This is a genomic window from Corynebacterium canis, assembly GCF_030408595.1.
Taxonomy (GTDB): domain Bacteria; phylum Actinomycetota; class Actinomycetes; order Mycobacteriales; family Mycobacteriaceae; genus Corynebacterium; species Corynebacterium canis.
In genome coordinates, this window is sequence record NZ_CP047080.1 from 2,140,961 (window position 1) to 2,159,185 (window position 18,225).

Genomic DNA, 18,225 nt, shown 5'->3' on the forward strand with positions numbered 1-18,225 from the left:
TGTTTGCTCACTTTTCGTTTGGGCATGCTTCATAAAGGCCCGTGGCTACCGTCCACAGGCGTTCAGCAAAGGACGCCTTGACTAGCACGGCATCCCCAGGCTGAAGTTCTTCCGCAATTAAGTTAATAGCTGCATCTGAACTATCCGCCATCAGGGTGGGTACTCCGCGCGCGATCGCGGCATCGGCCAAGGCCCGCGCGTTCACTCCGACGCCGACCGCGATCAGCGTGGAAATGCCGAGTTCCGCCACCACGTCCGCGAGCCGCCGATGCTCCTCCGCCGAACCCTGGCCGAGTTCGCCCATTTGACCGAGAACCGCCCAGCTGCGGCCGCGTGCCGTGTGTGCCAGCGCCTCCAGCCCGGCCCGCATGGACTCTGGGTTTGCGTTATAGGCATCATTGATAATCACCACGCCATCCGCACGCGTCCGCACATCCATGCGATGTTGGGAAACTGCGCGGTATGCACACAGCTTTGCGACGACCGCGTCTAACGGCACCCCCGCCTCCAATGCCACCGCGGCAGCGGCGAGCGCATTGGAAACCTGATGCATCCCATGCACGCCGAGGCTGACCGGCCGGTGCCCAACGGGGGTATGCAATTCAAAGGAAGCCCGCGCGAACTCGTCGCTACAAATCCCCGCGGCGTAATACTCCGCGGACGAATCGGAGGCCGAGAATCGCACCACCTTCGCCTTGGTGCGCTGCGCCATGGCCGCCACCGCATCATCATCCGCATTGAGCACCGCCACGCCGGTTTCCGGCAGCGCCTCGACCAGCTCGCCCTTCGCCTGCGCGATCACCTCGCGGGAGCCGAATTCCCCCAGGTGAGCGGTGCCCACATTGAGCACCACGCCGAGCTGCGGCGGGGTGATCTCCGTGAGCTGGCGGATATGCCCCAGCCCGCGGGCGGACATTTCCGCCACCAAAAACTCCGTCTCCTCCGTGCACCGTAGCGCCGTGTACGGCAGGCCGATCTCGTTGTTAAAGCTTCCGGGGGGCGCGACCACGTGCGGCAACAGCGACGCCAAAAAGTCCTTTGTGGAGGTTTTCCCAGCCGACCCGGTCACACCGATGACCTGCACCTTGGTGCGCTCCACCACGTGCCGAGCCAGCAGCGAAAGCGCCCGCAGCAGCGAGGCCGTGTCCGCCGTCGGGTCGTGCGCATAGGCCTCCGCATTGGTTTCGGGCCGCGCCACCTCCGGCACGTAGATAGCCGGGGCGTCGACCTTCCGCGCCGCCAGCACCACCACCGCGCCCGCCGCGATTGCCGACGCCGCGAACTCGTGCCCATCCACGCGCGCCCCCGGCAGCGCTAGGAACACCGAGCCTGCGGTCACCTTGCGCGAATCAAACTCCACCGGTCCGGTGATCAGCGCCTGCGGATCGACCCCGCTTAAGGTGCCGCCGACCACATCCGCGAGTTCCTGCACCGTCATCTGGATCATCGCTGCACCTCACGCAAAGCCTCGGCCAATTCCACACGATCATCAAAGGGGTGCGTCACACCCTGGATCAGCTGCCCGGTCTCATGCCCTTTACCTGCGATAACGATCGCATCCCCGGGTTGCGCCCAGGCCACGGCGGCGCGGATAGCCTGTGCCCGATTGCCGATCTCCACCACCTCCGCGCTCCCCCGCGCCGCACCTTCCAGCACGGCGGCACGAATCGCGGCGGGATCTTCCGAACGCGGATTATCGTCCGTGACCACCACAAAGGCCGCCCGGGTGGCGGCGGCTTCTCCCATGAGCGGGCGTTTCCCGGCGTCTCGATCCCCACCGGCACCGATCACGATGCCCACCCGATAATCCGTGCGCAGCGTGTCCAGCACCGCCGCCACCGCCGCGGGCTTATGCGCATAATCCACCACAGCCAGAAAATCCTGCCCCTCATCCACGGCCTCCATGCGCCCCGGAACACCCACATCTACCAGCGTCTTTGCAAACGCCGCAGGGTCTATGCCCACGGCGGCCACGCACGTCGTCGCTAATGCCGCGTTCTGCAGGTTAAACCGCCCCGGCAGGGAAAGCTGGATATCCACGTCGCTTTCCCCCACCCGCACTCGGCACCGCTGCGGCCCCGTCACGTGCAGCTCCCCGACCTCGATCCCGCCATACTCCGCCAACAGTCGGCGGCCCCATTCGTCTTCCGCGACGATCACGTTCTGCTTGGCCATACCCGCGAAAAACACCGCCTTGGCCGAGAAATATTCCTCCATCGTGTGGTGGAAATCCAGGTGGTCCTGGGAAAGGTTAGTAAACGCGGCGACATCGAACTTGGTGCCCTGCACCCGCCCCAAGGACAACGCGTGGCTGGATACCTCCATCACCACATGCGTCACGCCGCGCTGCTTCATCAGCGAAAACAGCTCCTGCAGCGTGGTGGACTCCGGGGTGGTCAGCGAGGTGGGCACCCAACGCCCCGCGATCCGCGTCCCTGTGGTTCCGATAAGCCCCACGGTATAGCCCAAGGCGCGCAACCCCGACTCCAACATGTGCGTGGTTGTGGTTTTCCCTGAGGTGCCGGTCACGCCGATAACCACCAGGTCCGTGCTGGGGTCGCCGTAAATCGCCGCCGCAACCTCCCCCAAAACCGCACGCACATTCGCCACCACGATAATCGGCCGGGTTTCTTCCGCAAGCAACTCCAGGCCAGCCTCGTCCGTGAGAATCGCCGCCGCTTTCGAATCAACCGCATAGCTCGCGCCATGAACTCTGCTCCCCGGCACGGCGGCGAACAAGCCACCCTGCTCCAGCTCTTGGGCGTGTAACCCAATCGCATCGATTGCTATATCTGCGGGGTTCACCAGCCTGCCACCTGCGATCTTCGCAAGGGTAGTCAAGTCCATTTGAGTTTTCTCCTTGGTCACGAGTCTCGGCCGAACTATTCCAGACTACGGGGTTTGGAGGACGAACGGACCTTCCACAGGGGCAGAAAGGGGGATGTTATCGCGGTTCAATAACCACGACGCAATGTCATGGAACAAAGGTGCGGCACTCTGGCCACCTTCACCATGTACGCCACGCTTCGGCTCATCCAGCATTAATGCAATAACATAGCGAGGATCATCGGCCGGAGCAATGCCCGCAAACGTGATCCAATACTTAGAATTAGAATAACAATTACATGCCGGATCAACCTTTTGTGCAGTACCGGTTTTACCCGAAATCTGGTACCCCTCGACCGCTGCGCCGACACCCGTACCCATCTGCACGCCGCTGGGATCATTCTGCGTTACCGAGCGGAACATCTCGCGCACCGTCACCGCGGTCTGCGGGCTGACCACCTGCACGCGCTCCGGCTCGGGTTGCTCCACCTCGGTGCCATCGGGGTTTGTCACCTTTTTAATAATGCGCGGCTGGATACGCTCACCATCATTGGCCACCGCCTGATACACGCCCGCCATTTGCAGCAGCGTTAAGGACATTCCTTGCCCGATCGGCAGATTGGCAAAGGTTCCGCCGGACCATTGGGAGCGCGCGGGTAAGAGGCCCTCAGATTCGCTCGGCAATTCGATTCCCGTGGATTGCCCGATGCCGAACTTCTCCAACATTTCCGCAAAGCGGTCCTCGCCGACGCGCTGCGCCATCATCAGGGTGCCCACGTTCGAGGACTTTCCAAAGATCCCCGTGGTGGTATAGCCGACCGTGCCGTGCTCCCACGCGTCCTTGACATTTACGCCGGCCATATCGATGCTGCCCGGCACCTGCCATACCTCGTCCGGCGTGGTCACCTCATCTTCAATGGCTGCCGACGCCGTGACCACCTTGGCCACCGAGCCCGGCTCGAACGGGTGCGTGACCGCCGGATTATCAAAGTTCTTGCCCTTTTCCAGCTGCCTGCTGATATCGCCGGTGGGGTCGATCGTATTGTCATTGGCCATGGCGAGCACTTCGCCGGTGGTGGCATCCAGCACCACCGCCGACGCCCCTTGCGCCAAAGAGTTCGATTGCGCCTGCTCCACCTGCTGCTGCACATAAGTCTGCAGATCAAGATCGATGGTCAATTGCACATCCGCACCATCGACCACCGGCACCTTATCGCGCAGCGTGCCCGGAATCACCTGGCCAGTCGTGGACACGTCTTCGGTGGAGCGGCCGTCGATACCCGCGAGCAGATTGTCGGAGGAAGCCTCAAAGCCGAACTGCCCGACGCCATCCATGCTGATCTTGCCGATAAAGTTTTCCCCAATCGCGCCATTGGGGTATTGGCGGATATCCTGGTGATCCGCCGCGATGCCCTTAAACTTGGCGGCGATATCGGCGGCCACATCGGGGTCGACATTGCGCACCAAAACCTCGTATTGGGTGTCCGCCTTCAGCTTTTCCAAGATCTCCTTTTCGGACACCTTTTCGGCCGCCTTATCGGAGGATTCCCCGGCCTGCTTGATCATTTCCGGGATGCCCTTGGCGATGTCCTTGAGCGTGTCATCCAGCGGCGCGTAATCGTCGGGATTGCTGGCGTGCCGTTCCTCGATCTCCTGGCGCAGCCGCTTCGGCGAAATTGTGAGCGAACGGGCCTGCATGGTGTACGCGAAACGCTTACCGTCCCGATCGGTGATGGTGCCGCGACGGGCGGGGTCCTTATAGGTGCGGGCGCGTTGCTGTTCCGCTACGGCCGCGAGCGCCGGCCCCCACACCAATTGCACCCACGCCAGCCTTCCGACCAGCAGGGTCACCGTCACCACCGCGACGATTTTTATCATGCGGAGGCGACGCTGACCAAGCTTAATGGCATCGTGTTGCCGGGTCACTGGGCGCCACCATCATGTCGCGGCGCGTACGGAGTCACCCCTGGAACAGTGTTCGGCCGCTGCAGGTTGCTCTGCGGGATCGGATTCAGGTTATCGCTCACATCGCGGGTCTCATCGGGATTCGAAGATGCGCGCGAAGGGCTGATCTGCTTGCCATTGACATCGATAATGGGTTGCGTCTTGCTCGGATCGGCGGGGCGCTGCTCCGTCACGGTGCCGTCCTCACCGACCGCAAGCACCCCGGGCTGATCCGGGACGACCATGCCGAAACCGGCGGCACGGCGCGCGATTTCCGCGGAGGAACGCGCAGTTTCGACGTCGCGGTGCAGCGTCTCCAGCTGATTATTCAGCTGGGTTTCTTCCGCATGCAGCTCCTGGAGCTTGAAAGTCTGTTCGGTAGAAATACCAGACAGGCCGATGGTGGTGGCGATGCCCCCAGCCAGCACAGCTGTCACGAGGACTAAGAACTTCACTACCTTGGGATCAGCTTTGTGCGTCGTGGTAACACGACGACCGCGAACCGACACCACCTGCCGCGACCCCGGAGTGTGTTGGAATCGCCTCCGCGTGGGCGTAGTCGTAGGGGTACGGGGAAGTGCGGTGGGCTGAGGACGCACTGTGGTTAATTGAGTAGTCATCGCTGCCTCCTTCTATTGCACTTCGACTCGTTCAATTGCGCGCACCCGCACGGGTGCAGCCCTTGGGTTTTCTTCAATTTCCTCAGGTGAAGCCCGCTCCGCGCCGCGCGTGACCAACCGGAACTCCGGCGCAGTGCCGGGCAGATCCATGGGCAAACCCGGCGGAGTCTTAGAAGCCGTAAGCTCGGCGAATTGCTTTTTCACAATCTTGTCTTCGAGCGATTGGTAGCTCATAAACACCGCCCGACCACCGACGCTGAGCATGCGCGCAATCACCGGTATAACGGCGGCCAGAGAATCCAGCTCGCGATTCACCTCGACCCGCAGCGCCTGGAACGTCCGCTTCGCCGGATGCCCACCGGTACGGCGCGTGGCTGCCGGGATCGTGGCGTACAAGAGTTCGACTAGACGAGCGGAGTGCGTAAACGGCTCCTTCGCACGCTCCCGCAGCACCGCCGCAGCGATCTTGCCCGCGAAACGCTCCTCGCCATAGGCCTTTAACACGTGCGCCAACTCGCCGTGCGAATACGTATTGAGCACATCCGCGGCGGTGATGCCACGGGTTGGATCCATGCGCATATCCAACGGGGCGTCGACCTTATAGGCGAAGCCACGATCCACTTGGTCCAATTGCATCGAGGACACGCCCAGATCGAACAGTGCCCCCGATACTCCCTCGCGCGCCCATTCAAATGCGGCGCCGGAGCCGCCTGCGATCGCATCGAACACGCCGTCGAAACGCGTGTGAACGGCGACAAAGCGCTCGCCGAAACGTGCTAACCGCTGCTGAGCCCCAGCCAAGGCGTTCGGATCGCGGTCGAGGCCAATCACGTAGGCGTCTGGGAACACGCTAAGGAAATGCTCGCTGTGGCCGCCGGCGCCCAAAGTGGCGTCAATAATCACGGAGCCCTCGCTGATGCTCGGGGCAATCAACTCTGTTACACGGTCACGGAGAACGGGAACGTGCCCGTAATGCTTTTCAAATGTGTCCATAAGGCTTGTCCCCCTCTCGGTGCCGGAGATTAACAGGTATTGCAGGGCGCGTATAGGGCCCTGTCCGCAGGATCTGGTATCGGGGAAGTACACCAGATCCTGCGGGCAGAGTCCGTACACGCACTCTGCGGTGACCTACAATAAGCCACCCAAAACGTCGTCCTCAGCATCGGAGAAGGAATCCTCCGTCTCCGCCTGATATGCGGCCCAGGACTCAGCGTCCCAGATTTCCAGGAAATCCACCGAGCCGATCACCACGCACTCCTTGGTCAAACCCGCGTAGGCGCGATGGGCGGCAGACAAAGTGATGCGCCCGTGCCCGTCGGGCCGCTGCTCATCCGCACTTGCCGCCAAGTTACGAATGAACGCACGCGCCTTCGGGTTCGTGCGCGAGACAGCCGCCGCCTTGCGAGCACGTGCCGCGAACTCTTCGCGGGGATACACAGCAAGAGAGTGATCCTGTCCCTTGGTCACCATCAGGCCGCCCGCCAATTCCTCGCGAAACTTCGCGGGGAGGGTGAGGCGACCCTTATCGTCGAGCTTCGGAGTGTAGGTACCAAGAAACATCGGCGGCCTACCTTCCTCACTCCAGTCGATACAACCTCACGGAGATAATCTCCGTTGTGCCCCACACTACCCCACTTTGCCCCACTTTTGTCATGCCAAAACCCCCATTTCGCCCCACTCGATTTAATTTCAGCAGGTCAGTAGGGGTGGAGGGAGGTGGGGCGTCAGTGAAAAATATGACCGAAAACCCCCTCACATGCGTCACACCAACCCCTTTAGACACTTTGTGTACCGCGCATTTAGATCGTGCGTGAACAAATGTGGGGCAAAGTGGGCAGAAAAAATCCCCGCCGAGGCGGGGAAAGCATTACGCGTGCGGCTAGCACACCGGATCAGTTCTGCGGATCATCAAACCTACGGCGGAAATTCTCTTCCATGCGGGCGCCGAACGCGCCCGATTGCAATTTCACTGGACGTGGCGAAACCATTGGATCTCCGCCGCCCCCGCGCAACATCCAAACCCCCGCACCAAACATCACCAAAAAACCCACCACGCTCAGCGCAGTAAACCAAAGGTTCTGTTGACTCAGGGCCACGCCACCGACCAACATGACAAGCCCAACAACCGTGATCGCGAGACCACGCAGCGTAAGGCCTGACTGCGGACTTGGGCTGTGCCCTGCAACGACAGCGCTGAATGCAGGATCTTGGGCGAGCGACTGCTCGATCTCCCGAAGCATCCTCTGCTCCTGCTCAGAAAGGGACACGATTCCTCCACACTGTGTGCTGGCCTACTATACGTTAGGTCTAACGCCAAGAGTAGTCGGAAAGTTCCCGCATTGTCGGCACCGCTACGCTACCAGCGGCAACCTGCCTTCTACCTCTTCTATAAAAGATGCAACATCGGCGAGAAAAATGTTGACTTCCGTAGCACTTTTCCCAATATCTAACCCTACTACCGCACGCGCCCGCACCGCAGACCAACCTTGAAAATGGGCAGCCTGGCGGGCACCCGCGGCGTCGATACGCCGGAGTCTTTCCCACGCACTACCCCGCGCGCGTCCCCCCACAAGTCGGGCACCGGCGGCACGCAAGGCGGCCTGGTAACCGCAATCAACAGCGAGCAATAGATCCCCCGCACGGAGGTAACTGTGCGCCTGATCCAGCAGACCATACGCCCGCGAAAGGAAATCGGCCTTGCGGTCTTGTGCGCGGTAGAAAGTGGCGGAAACTACGGTTGACATGGTGTAACTCCTCGATTCTCGAACTGATGTATGCAACGCTATCGAGGACTTCGAACATGGCTTGAACGTATGTTCGAGTGGGTTCGTCCTATGCTGGTGGGCGTGAGTGTTTCTCTGCGCCACCTCAGCACCCCCGAATTCGCCCGGCACGCGCCCGCATTTGTGGACATCTATATCCAAGCCATGGGCTATCACCCCGGCATCCGCCACACCCGCATCAACGCATGGCAGCACCTCACCCGCAACGCCGGATTCACCGCCGTATGCGCACTCGACGGAACAAAACCCGTGGGCATCGCCTTCGGATACATCGGCATGCGACACCACTGGTGGTACCAACAAATCCACCACGGACTCATCCGCGCCGGAAAATACGGGCCGGAAGCACAAAAAATCCTCCGCCACTACTTCGAAATCGCCGAAGTCCACGTGCTGCCGAGCAGGCAAGGCGAAGGGATCGGGCGGGCACTGATCACCGCACTCGCGCGACACGCCGAATCGAACTACGCGCTACTGTCCACGCCGGAAGTGGAAAACGAAAACAATGCTGCGTTTCGGCTCTACCGGAGCCTAGGATTCCGAGACGTCCTGCGAAACTTCCACTTTTCCGGAGACGACCGGCCATTCGCCGTGCTGTGGGCTCCATTGCCGTTGGAGACAAGATCTTAAATTAGGGGCTGGGATTTCGGGCGGCGGGTTGCGGTTGAATGATGGGTGCCGCGTGCTGGCTGATGGGTTGTGTGCGACTGCCTGGGTTGCCGATGGGTTGTGTGCCGCCGCCTAGGTCGCCGATAGGTTGTGCACAACCGCTGACCTGGGGCTGGTCTTTCTATTCTTCATTCGGGGCCCCAACGAAGAAATTCAGGACGAATCTTGGCCAAAAACGCCGCAGCTCGTCTTTCCATTCTTCGTTGACCACCCCAATGAAGAAATTCCGGACCATCGCAGGTCAACGGCTGCACACAATCTATCCGCGCAAGCTATTGGCAAGGCCGTGAAGCGCGGACAAGATTGAACTTTTTCGAACCATCGGCCGTGCCGGATCTGCCTCAGGCACATCTGACACGGCGAATTCGGCGTCCAGCGGAAACACCGTCCCGAGCACCCCGGCATGTCGGATCTGCCTGAGCGCGGAGAATTGTCGGCTGATTTCGGCCCCCAAGTCGCCCAGCGGCAGTAGGTTATACACCACCGCCAAGGTCGCCGATGGGTTGTGCACAACTGCCGACCTGGGGCTGGTCTTTCTATTCTTCATTCGGGGCCCCAACGAAGAAATCCAGGACGAATCTGGCCCAAAAACGCTGCAAATCATCTTTTTATTCTTCGTTGACCACCCTAATGAAGAAATTCCGGACGATCGCAGGTCAACGGCTGCACACAACCTATCCGCGCAAGCTGCCAGCGGCCGATTAAACGCCTCCAGATCGCTTCACCGCCGAGGTCGCCGATAGGCTGCGCAGCCACCGCCTAGGTCACCGATAGGTTGTACTCAACCGCCGTACCGCCGGTGGGCTAGCGGATCACGTCCATGTCCGCGGCGGGGGCCATGCCGAGGTTGTGTAGGACTTCTTGGGTGGCCCGCACGAGATTGAGGGTCATAAAGTGCAGGTCAGGGGCGCCTTCCGCGATAAGGCGTTCGGCCATTTCGGTGGTCACCTCGATGCCAACTTCGCGGATGGCCTCCCGGTTGGCCTCCTCATCGCCGGCGGCGGCGCGTTCGAGCCGGCGTTCGAGGGCGGGAGGCAATGCGGCGCCGCTTAGTTCCATTTGGCGCCGCACAGATCGCAGGCTTGTAATGGGCATCAGCCCTGGAATGATCGGCTTGTGCCCGTGCTCGGCGTCCACCGCCAGCCGATCGCGCAGCCGCAGGTAATGCTCCACATCGAAGAACATTTGTGTGATCGAGTAGTTCGCCCCGGCGCGCAATTTCGCCAGCGTGTAGTGGGTGTCCTCCTCGAGGGAGGCAGCGCGGTAGTGCCCCTCGGGAAACGAGGCGATGCCGATTTCAAAGTGTTCGCACTCCGGCAGGCTTTGCACCAATTCGATGAGTTCGCTCGCGTAGGTCAGGCCGCCGGCGGTGGGGATCCATTCGCCGAGCGGATCACCCGGCGGGTCGCCACGCAGCGCCAACAGGTTCGAAAGCCCCAATCGCGCGTATTCCCGCAGGATATCCACGAGTTCTTCGCGGGTGTGATCCACCAGTGTGAGATGCACGAGCGTGGTCAAGGGCTGCCGGGCCAGCCGCCGCGCCACCCGAGCGGTTCGTTCGCGTGTGCTACCACCGGCACCGTAGGTGACTGATACAAAGGAAGCGCCGAGGTCGTGGAACGTTTTCGCCGCGTGTTTCAGGCGGGCCTCAGCGGCGTCGTCACGCGGCGGCATGAATTCCACGGAAAACGGTATGCGGCCAGGGGTTGGTCGTTTGAGGGCGTCGGAAATGGCTAACTGGTAGTTCGTTGGGGTCATGCCTGGGTATCTTATTCTCATATCATCCTTCCCCCAATGATGAGGACACACGACAGTGATTGCACTCCACGACATTCCGCGCCGCATCGACACCATTATCGAGGATTACCTTGCCTCCCGAAGCGCAGAGGTGTGCGATATTAGCCCGGCCACGGCGGCGGCGTTTGAGCTGCTCGGAGAGTCGCTACGCGGCGGCAAGCGCATCCGGCCCACATTCGCCTGGGCGGGGTTTATGAGCGCGCCCAGCGACGAGGACCCGGAAGCCGTGCTGCGGGCTATCACCGCCCTAGAATTCATTCAGTCGTGCGCAATCATTCACGACGATATTATCGATTCCTCCGATACCCGGCGCGGCAAGCCAACCGTCCATCGCGCGGTGGAAGCACACCATAGATCGAACGCATGGTCGGGAAATTCCGAGCATTATGGGGCGTCCGTGGCGATCCTCCTCGGCGACCTCGCGCTAAGCTGGGCCGATGATTTGCTCAATTCCTCGGGCCTAAGCGCCGCCGCATTAGCGCGCGCGTGGGAGCCGTGGCGGGCCATGCGAACCGAGGTTATAGCTGGGCAAATCCTCGATGTGAGCGTGGAGGCCAGCGGCGATGAATCGATTGCGGAGGCGGAAAAGATCAATCTATACAAGACAGCCGCGTACACCATTGCCCGTCCACTGCACCTCGGCGCAGCCATTGCGAACACACCTGCGGATTCCCTATTGCGCTACGGGCGGGATATCGGCGTGGCGTACCAGCTGCGCGACGACCTATTAGGCGTTTTCGGCGATCCTGCGGTCACGGGCAAACCCGCCGGGGACGACCTGCGCGAGGGGAAACGCACCGTCCTCTTAGCCACCGCCTTGCAGCTTCTCGACGCCGCGGACCCAGCCGCCGCGGCCACCCTCCGCGCCGGCGTAGGCACGCCCAATACCGCCGGTTTGGTGGACATTATTCGCGCCAGCGGGGCGGTGGACGTTATCGAACAGAGAATAGCAACGCTGACCGAATCCGGCCTCGCACATTTGGACGATTCGCTGCCGCCGGAAGTGACCAGCGGGCTGCACAGCATGGCACAAAAGGCGACATCGCGACATGCGTAACCCCATCTACCTTGGATTCGTCGGCTCCATCCTGCTCACACTGGCCTCTTTCGGGGGTGGGGCCACCCGCAATCGCGGGGGCCTACTGGACGCATTCGGGCTTTCCTTCCTGTCCTTCGGCCACGGCGCCGGGTTCTCCAACGTTACGTTCTGGTGTTCGATCATGATGTTCGTGGCGGCGTGGGTCATGCTCGGCCGCCACCAGGAGCAAACGCTGAAGGCGCTGGCGTGGTGGATCCCGCCGCTGGTGTTCGCCGGGCCGATCCTTTCGCGCGACGTCTACTCCTACCTCATGCAGGGGGCCATGATGCGCGACGGCTTCGACCCATACACCCAAGGTGCCGCCGTCAATCCGGGCCCCTACCTGTTGGAGGTCAGCCACGACTGGCGCAATACCACCACCCCCTACGGCCCGCTACACCTGTGGCTGGGCGAGGGAATTACCCGCCTGGTCGGCGAAAACGTCACCGCCGGGGTGTTCCTATACAAGCTTGTTTCGCTGGCCGGGTTCGCCATGATCGTGTGGTCCGTGCCGCGCATCGCCACGGCCCTGGGCGGCAACCCCAATCTGGCGCTGTGGCTGGGGGTGGCCAACCCTGTGATGACGCTGCACCTTATCGGCGGCATGCACAACGAATCCATCATGGTGGGCCTGGTGTGCGTGGGCGTCCTGTGCGCCCTGAACAGGCGTTTCGCGCTGGGCGTTGTCCTTGTCTCACTATCCGTTTCGTTGAAAGCTACGGCGGTGTTTGCGCTACCATTTATGGTGTGGATGGCCATGCGCGCCGTGCAGCGTCCGGACCATAGCCGCCCGCGCCGCATGTGGAACTTCGTGGTTTCCGGCACCTGGATGACCGCCCTGTCCGTGGCGGTGGTGGCGCTGGTGACCTACCTTTCCGGCTCCTCCTGGGGCTGGGTCTCCCAGATTTCCGGTAATTCGAAGGTGATTAATCCTTTGGCGTTTCCGTCGCTGCTGGCGGGGTTGGTGTCGCCGGCCGCTTCCCTGGTCAACGAGGATTTTTCCTATAACGCGTTTCTGGGGGTTGCCCGCAGCGTGTCGCAGATCCTCATGTTGCTGGGCTTGGTTACGGTGTGGTGGTTGTTCCGCCGCACGGATCGCGACGCCGTGATCGGCATCACCGCAGCATACGCCGTCGCCGTCGTGTTCAACGCGGTGACCTTGCCTTGGTATTACACCAGCCTGATCGCCTTAGTGGGCACGTTTAATCCGGACCAGCGGATCGTCCGCTGGACCACCGGCCTTTCCGTCCTGATCGCCTGCTCGTTTACGGGCAGCGGCAACCACCAGCTTTACAACATCGTGTGGATCGCCATAGCGGGCACCGCCGCCTGGTACGCCGTGCGATGGATCGAGTTCGGCACTTTGCGCATTAAAACGCCATCGCCTGCGCGCGGCGCATAACCTCCCGCGCGAGGTGGCCGTGCAATGCGTCGATTGGCCGCCCCGGCAGGGATTCATCTTCGGTAAAGAGATAGCTCAGGATTTCCTCGTCCTGGAACCCGCCGTCTGAGAGCAGGGCGATTACGCCGGGCACAAACTTCATCAGCTCGCCGTGTTCATTGAAGTAGGCTTTGGGCAATAGTTTCACGCCGTCGCGGCGTACGGGGATGATTTGGTGGTCGTTGATAAGGTGGAACACCCTGGTCACCACCACCCCCATCAGCTCGGCGGCTTCGGGGATGGTCAATACGGGTTCGTCTGCTGGCAATACCTTGTGCATCGCGGGAATAGAACTCACAGTGTTCAATGTAGCCCTGTTGTGCGCCGGTGGCGAACCTCCCCTCACCTAGCTAGCATTCAGCAAGCCGAATCGGGCAAGATGGTGCGCATGGCAGGATTGCACGCTGGCGATGTCCTTGAGGGACGCTATCGAATTGAAACCCCCATCGCGCGGGGTGGTATGTCTACCGTGTATCGGTGTATTGACCTCCGTTTGGGACGCAGTGTCGCCGCCAAAGTCATGGACGAACGTTTTATCGATGACCCTGTTTTTCGCACCCGATTTCGCCGGGAAGCGCGCTCCATGGCAATGCTTTCCCACCCGTGCCTAGTAAATGTATACGACGCCAGCAGCGACGGCGAGCACGTCTACCTCATCATGGAATTAATCACCGGCGGTACGCTGCGGGAACTCCTGGATGAGCAAGGCCCGATGAAGCCGTACGCCGCGGCCGCCGTGATGCGCAGCGTTCTTACCGGCCTTTCAGTAGCCCACGAGGCGGGCATGGTGCACCGCGATATTAAGCCTGACAATGTGCTGATCAACGGCAACCATCAGGTGAAATTGGCGGATTTCGGCCTGGTGCGCGCGGGCGCGGCGTCCCGGCATTCCACGGACCAGATCGTGGGGACGGTGTCCTACCTCTCCCCCGAACAGGTCACCGGCGGGGAGACCGGCCCGCAGAGCGATGTGTATTCCGCCGGCCTCTTGCTTTTCGAACTCCTGACCGGACGCACCCCGTTTTCGGGAGATACCCCCGTCGCCCACGCCTATCAGCGCCTGAATGAAGACGTTCCGCCGCCCTCGTCGAAGGTGCCGGATATTCCCCCGGAGTTCGACGCCCTGCTTGCCCGCGCCACCGCCCGCGACCCCCACGAGCGCTACGCCGACGCCGGGGAGTTTCTGGCGGATATGGAGCGCACGGTCCGGGACCTGGGCCTGCCGGATTATGAGGTGCCGATCCCACTGAATTCCGCCGCGCATCGTGCCAATGAGAAGGCTTCCCCGCCGACGGATCTACTTACTTCGGCGATGGTTGCGGCGGGCGTCGGCAATTCGATTGAGCACGCCGCGACCACCGTAATTCCCGCAGTCACCGAGGAGCAGGCGGAGACCACGCAGATGTTGCCTGTCGACGCCGCGCCCCCGATCAACGCCACCACCGCCTACGAGCGCCGCCCCGAAACGACCGGCGAAATCCCGGTGGTGCCGGCGCCGGTTCCGGATCCGTCGCAGCAGCCCGCACCCCCCGGGCCGCCTGTGGTGCAAAAGCAAGCCCCGGCCGTGGAAAACCGATCCAAGGCCAAGCTTGCGGTGTGGCTTTTGGTGATCGGTATCGTGACCGCCGCCGTCGTGGTAGGCGGCTGGTGGTTAGGATCCGGGCGCTATGGCGAGGTCCCGCAGGTGATCGGCATGGAACGCACCGTCGCGGAGGCCGCCCTACAGGAGGCCGGCTTTACCCCGGTCGCGGAGGATGTGTATTCGGACGAAATCGAACCGGGTTTCGTCGCGGACACCAATCCGAAGACCGGCGAATGGGCCACGCGCGGCGGCAATGTCGCGCTCTTGGTTTCCTTGGGAAAGCCCAGCGTGCCGGGCATTCCAGAATCCTATAGCGCCAGCGAATATCGCGAGCGGCTTGAGGAACGCACCTTGGTGTGGGCCCAGGGCGCCGATGTGTATTCGGACGAGGTCCCAAAAGGCGGGGTGGTGAGCACGGACCCAGGCATTGGCACCACCGTGAGCACGCATTCCACGGTGACCGTGGCGTTGAGTAAGGGGCCCGCCCCGGTCCACGTGCCGGACGTGCGCAATAAAACGCGCCAGGAGGCCATTCAGACCCTCGAAGACGCCGGCCTGAAGGTCTCCGGGATCGAAGAGGCATTCGACGCCGAGATTGGCCGCGGCAAGGTCATTTCCACCTCGCCGGAAACCGACGCCGAGGTGGATCGCGGCACGGAGATCAAGCTGATCCTTTCCAATGCCATCGAGGTGCCCGACGTCACCGGCCTCACCGAATCGGAGGCCCGCAAAAAGCTTTCGGAGGTAGGCATTAGCGTGCGCACCGTCACCACGGATTCCTCCGCTTCGGGCGGCACCAAGGTGGTCTCGGGCACCGTCCCCGTCGCGGGCCGTTTCCTCGACCCCGCCAATGCGGAAGTGGATCTCACGGTGACCCACCAGGTGCGCGTCCCCCTTGTGATCGGCAAGACCGTCAAAGACGCCGTGGCTACCCTGCAGCGGGAGGGCTTCAAGGTCACCGGCGTGGATGACGCAGACAATAGCGACCGCATTATTTCCCAGTCGCCGTCCCCGGCCTCCCTGACTGAATATGGTGCAACGGTTACTCTCTACCCGTTCTAGCTGGCTGCTTGTGCTCGCCGCGCTGGCGGCGGTGAGCGTCAACGGCGACGGCTGGCGCTACCTGGTGGATGTGGATGTTTACCGCCAGGGCGCCGCCGCATTGCTGCACGACCCCGGCAATCTCTACCACCGCGCCTACCCCACGGCGGATCGCGCGCTGCCCTTTACGTATCCCCCGTTCGGCGCGTTGCTCCTGGCCCCGCTGGCCGCCCTGCCGCAGTTCGCCGCGGAGGTAGCGATGACCGCGATCAGCGTCGTGTGCCTCTATTGGTCCCTGCGCACGCTCCACACCCCGCATATCGGCGCGATCCTGGCCGCCGCCCTGCTTCTGGAACCGGTCACCAGTACGATCAGCTTCGGCCAGATCAATATCCTACTCATGGCGCTGGTCCTGCATGATTGCCTCGCGCCCCAGCGCAGGCTCCCCCGCGGCCTGCTCACGGGTCTCGCCGCCGCCTGCAAGCTCACCCCCGGGGTGTTCCTGTTGTATTTCCTGGCCCGCCGTGATTTCCGCGCCGCCGCCTGGTTTACGGGCGCTGGTGCGGCGGCAACGGGGTTGGCGGCCGCGTTTCGGCCGCGCGATTCCATCACGTATTTCACCGGCACTTTGTGGGATGCCCACCGCATTGGGGATCTGGGGGAGGCTACGAACGTTTCGTTGCTGGCTGTGCTGGTGCGAGCGGACGTCGATAAGCATTGGTGGTGGCTGATTGCCGCGCTTGGGTGCGGCGTATTTGTCATTGCCTGGCGCACGCCTATCGACGCCGCGTGCTTACTCACCGTAGCGTACTTCGGCCTTGTCGCCTCCCCCGTCAGCTGGTCCCACCACTGGGTATGGCTGGTGCCGGGGGTAGTGATCATGTGGCGGGTGGCGCGCTGGTGGTGCTGGTGGGCGCTGGCCGCAATGACCATCGGCCAGTTCCACAAATGGCTTCCCTGGGGCGAATGGGCCGGGTGGGAAAGCCTACTGGCCGCCCACTACCTATTCGTAGCGGCGGCGCTGTGGCTTATCTGTTGCAGGCTTAGTTGCGCAGCATCTCCGCAACGAGGAACGCCAGCTCCAGGGACTGCTGCGTGTTCAACCGCGGGTCGCAGGCCGATTCGTAGCGGCCCGGCAGATCCACATCGGTGATGTCCTCCGCGCCGCCGAGGCACTCGGTGACATCCTCGCCGGTCAATTCGATATGAATGCCGCCGGGGTGGGTGCCCAGCTTGCGGTGCACCTCGAAGAAGCCCTGCACCTCATCGATCACCTTGTCAAAGTGGCGGGTCTTGTAGCCATTGGATGCGGTGGTGGTATTGCCGTGCATGGGGTCGCACTGCCAGATCACCTTGTGCCCAGAGGCCTCCACCGCCTCGACGATGCCCGGCAGCACGCTGCGCACCTTATCGTGGCCCATGCGCGCCACCAGGGTCAGCCGGCCCGGCTCGTAGTTCGGATCCAGGCGATCCGCGTATGCCACGGCCTCCTCCGGGGTAACGGAAGGGCCGATCTTCAACCCCACCGGGTTGGCGATCAACGCTGCGAAGTTCACGTGGAAATCTTCCATGCCGCGGGTGCGCTCGCCCACCCACACCTGGTGCGCAGACAGGTTGTATAGCTCGGTATTGCCCTCATCATCGTCCGCGAGGCGCAGCATGGCGCGTTCGTAATCCACCAGCAGTGCCTCGTGGGAGCAGAAGATATCCGCGTGCCGAAGATTATGGTCCGCCACGCCGCAGGCCTGCATAAAGGCCATGCCGCGTTCGATTTCCTGCGCCAACGCCTCGTAGCGCGCGCCGGCCTTCGATTGCGCCACGAATTCGCGGTTCCACTCATTCAAGCGGTGCAGGTCGGCCGTGCCGGAAGTGGTCAAGGCACGCACCAAATTCATGGCGGCAGACGAGTTCGCGTAAGCGCGGATCATGCGGGCGGGGTCGTGGCGTCGAGAAGCCTCCGTAGCCTCCACGGCGTTGACGATATCGCCGCGGTAGTTCGGCAACCCGTTCGCATCGAGGTCCGACGAACGTGGTTTCGCATACTGGCCTGCGATACGGGCCATCTTGACCACGGGAGTGGAGGCGCCATAGGTGAGCACCACGGCCATCTGCAGCAACGTCTTAATGTTCGCGCGGATATGCGGCTCGGTGTTGGACTCGAAAGTCTCGGCGCAATCGCCACCCTGCAGCAGGAACGCCCTACCCAGGGCAACCTCGGCGAGCTGCTTGCGCAGCCCCCGAATCTCCGGGGCCACCACGATCGGCGGCACCGACTCCAAAATCTTGCGGACGGTATCGGCCTGCTGCTGGTCCCAGCTCGGTTGCTGGTATGCAGGGCGCGAAATAACGTCATCAAATCGCTCCTGGATACCACCGGGCAACGGCGGCAAATCGGGGAGCTCAGCCACGGGAATATCTACAGTCCAACTCACGCACACCATTTA

Annotated in this window: 17 protein-coding genes; 5 read left to right on the forward strand and 12 right to left on the reverse strand. The window is 62.2% G+C overall.

Annotated features, from left to right (window positions below):
• Positions 1 to 7: 7 nt before the first annotated feature.
• From CCANI_RS09470 to CCANI_RS09505, 8 genes are all read right to left on the reverse strand, one after another.
• Positions 8 to 1,447 carry a UDP-N-acetylmuramoyl-tripeptide--D-alanyl-D-alanine ligase gene (locus tag CCANI_RS09470; protein ID WP_146323434.1) on the reverse strand — a complete coding sequence of 480 codons (1,440 nt, stop codon included), beginning with the start codon at positions 1,445 to 1,447 and terminating at the stop codon, positions 8 to 10.
• Complete coding sequence (locus CCANI_RS09475; RefSeq protein WP_146323433.1) at positions 1,444 to 2,847, reverse strand: UDP-N-acetylmuramoyl-L-alanyl-D-glutamate--2,6-diaminopimelate ligase; 1,404 nt, start codon at positions 2,845 to 2,847, stop codon at positions 1,444 to 1,446. Before CCANI_RS09475 ends, CCANI_RS09470 begins: the two co-directional genes overlap by 4 nt.
• Before the next feature lie 45 nt (positions 2,848 to 2,892).
• On the reverse strand, positions 2,893 to 4,704 hold the full coding sequence (locus tag CCANI_RS09480; protein ID WP_146323540.1) for a peptidoglycan D,D-transpeptidase FtsI family protein: 1,812 nt from the start codon (positions 4,702 to 4,704) through the stop codon (positions 2,893 to 2,895).
• Positions 4,705 to 4,748: 44 nt separating this feature from the next.
• Positions 4,749 to 5,390, reverse strand: coding sequence for a cell division protein FtsL (gene ftsL / locus CCANI_RS09485; RefSeq protein ID WP_146323432.1), 642 nt, complete (start codon positions 5,388 to 5,390; stop codon positions 4,749 to 4,751).
• Between the two features lie 12 nt (positions 5,391 to 5,402).
• On the reverse strand, positions 5,403 to 6,383 hold the full coding sequence (gene rsmH / locus CCANI_RS09490) for a 16S rRNA (cytosine(1402)-N(4))-methyltransferase RsmH (protein ID WP_146323431.1): 981 nt from the start codon (positions 6,381 to 6,383) through the stop codon (positions 5,403 to 5,405).
• Positions 6,384 to 6,518: 135 nt separating this feature from the next.
• A complete protein-coding gene (gene mraZ / locus CCANI_RS09495; RefSeq protein WP_027011903.1) occupies positions 6,519 to 6,950 on the reverse strand; it encodes a division/cell wall cluster transcriptional repressor MraZ in 432 nt (143 codons plus the stop codon).
• A gap of 332 nt (positions 6,951 to 7,282) precedes the next feature.
• The gene (locus CCANI_RS09500; RefSeq protein ID WP_146323430.1) at positions 7,283 to 7,657 is read right to left on the reverse strand and encodes a DUF3040 domain-containing protein; all 375 of its coding nucleotides are present in this window, start codon (positions 7,655 to 7,657) and stop codon (positions 7,283 to 7,285) included.
• 84 nt (positions 7,658 to 7,741) lie between these two features.
• Positions 7,742 to 8,134, reverse strand: coding sequence for an SAV_6107 family HEPN domain-containing protein (locus tag CCANI_RS09505; RefSeq protein WP_146323429.1), 393 nt, complete (start codon positions 8,132 to 8,134; stop codon positions 7,742 to 7,744).
• Between the two features lie 102 nt (positions 8,135 to 8,236).
• Here CCANI_RS09505 and CCANI_RS09510 point away from each other — a divergent pair, with 102 nt between their 5' ends.
• Positions 8,237 to 8,803, forward strand: coding sequence for a GNAT family N-acetyltransferase (locus CCANI_RS09510; protein WP_146323428.1), 567 nt, complete (start codon positions 8,237 to 8,239; stop codon positions 8,801 to 8,803).
• Between the two features lie 298 nt (positions 8,804 to 9,101).
• Here CCANI_RS09510 and CCANI_RS09515 read toward each other — a convergent pair whose 3' ends face one another.
• Both CCANI_RS09515 and metF read right to left on the reverse strand, forming a co-directional pair.
• Positions 9,102 to 9,389, reverse strand: coding sequence for a hypothetical protein (locus CCANI_RS09515; protein ID WP_146323427.1), 288 nt, complete (start codon positions 9,387 to 9,389; stop codon positions 9,102 to 9,104).
• Positions 9,390 to 9,646: 257 nt separating this feature from the next.
• Complete coding sequence (metF, locus tag CCANI_RS09520; protein ID WP_146323426.1) at positions 9,647 to 10,600, reverse strand: methylenetetrahydrofolate reductase [NAD(P)H]; 954 nt, start codon at positions 10,598 to 10,600, stop codon at positions 9,647 to 9,649.
• Between the two features lie 55 nt (positions 10,601 to 10,655).
• Between metF and CCANI_RS09525 the strand changes: the two genes are divergently transcribed.
• Positions 10,656 to 11,696 (forward strand): polyprenyl synthetase family protein, encoded by a 1,041-nt coding sequence (locus CCANI_RS09525; protein ID WP_146323425.1) that lies wholly within the window; start codon positions 10,656 to 10,658, stop codon positions 11,694 to 11,696.
• Positions 11,689 to 13,119, forward strand: coding sequence for an alpha-(1->6)-mannopyranosyltransferase A (locus CCANI_RS09530; RefSeq protein ID WP_146323424.1), 1,431 nt, complete (start codon positions 11,689 to 11,691; stop codon positions 13,117 to 13,119). The genes CCANI_RS09525 and CCANI_RS09530 overlap by 8 nt, the downstream gene beginning before the upstream one ends.
• On the opposite strand, the gene CCANI_RS09535 is transcribed toward CCANI_RS09530, so the two are convergent.
• Positions 13,088 to 13,438 carry an Rv2175c family DNA-binding protein gene (locus CCANI_RS09535; RefSeq protein ID WP_186750060.1) on the reverse strand — a complete coding sequence of 117 codons (351 nt, stop codon included), beginning with the start codon at positions 13,436 to 13,438 and terminating at the stop codon, positions 13,088 to 13,090. The genes CCANI_RS09530 and CCANI_RS09535 overlap by 32 nt on opposite strands.
• A 108-nt stretch (positions 13,439 to 13,546) precedes the next feature.
• Here CCANI_RS09535 and pknB point away from each other — a divergent pair, with 108 nt between their 5' ends.
• Together pknB and CCANI_RS09545 are read left to right on the forward strand one after the other, a co-directional pair.
• Positions 13,547 to 15,802 (forward strand): Stk1 family PASTA domain-containing Ser/Thr kinase, encoded by a 2,256-nt coding sequence (gene pknB, locus CCANI_RS09540; protein WP_146323422.1) that lies wholly within the window; start codon positions 13,547 to 13,549, stop codon positions 15,800 to 15,802.
• A complete protein-coding gene (locus CCANI_RS09545; RefSeq protein WP_146323421.1) occupies positions 15,771 to 16,934 on the forward strand; it encodes a glycosyltransferase 87 family protein in 1,164 nt (387 codons plus the stop codon). Before pknB ends, CCANI_RS09545 begins: the two co-directional genes overlap by 32 nt.
• Here the strand turns inward: CCANI_RS09545 and CCANI_RS09550 are convergent.
• Complete coding sequence (locus CCANI_RS09550; RefSeq protein WP_186750042.1) at positions 16,825 to 18,213, reverse strand: class II 3-deoxy-7-phosphoheptulonate synthase; 1,389 nt, start codon at positions 18,211 to 18,213, stop codon at positions 16,825 to 16,827. The two genes, CCANI_RS09545 and CCANI_RS09550, sit on opposite strands and share 110 nt — an antisense overlap.
• Between the last annotated feature and the right edge of the window lie 12 nt (positions 18,214 to 18,225).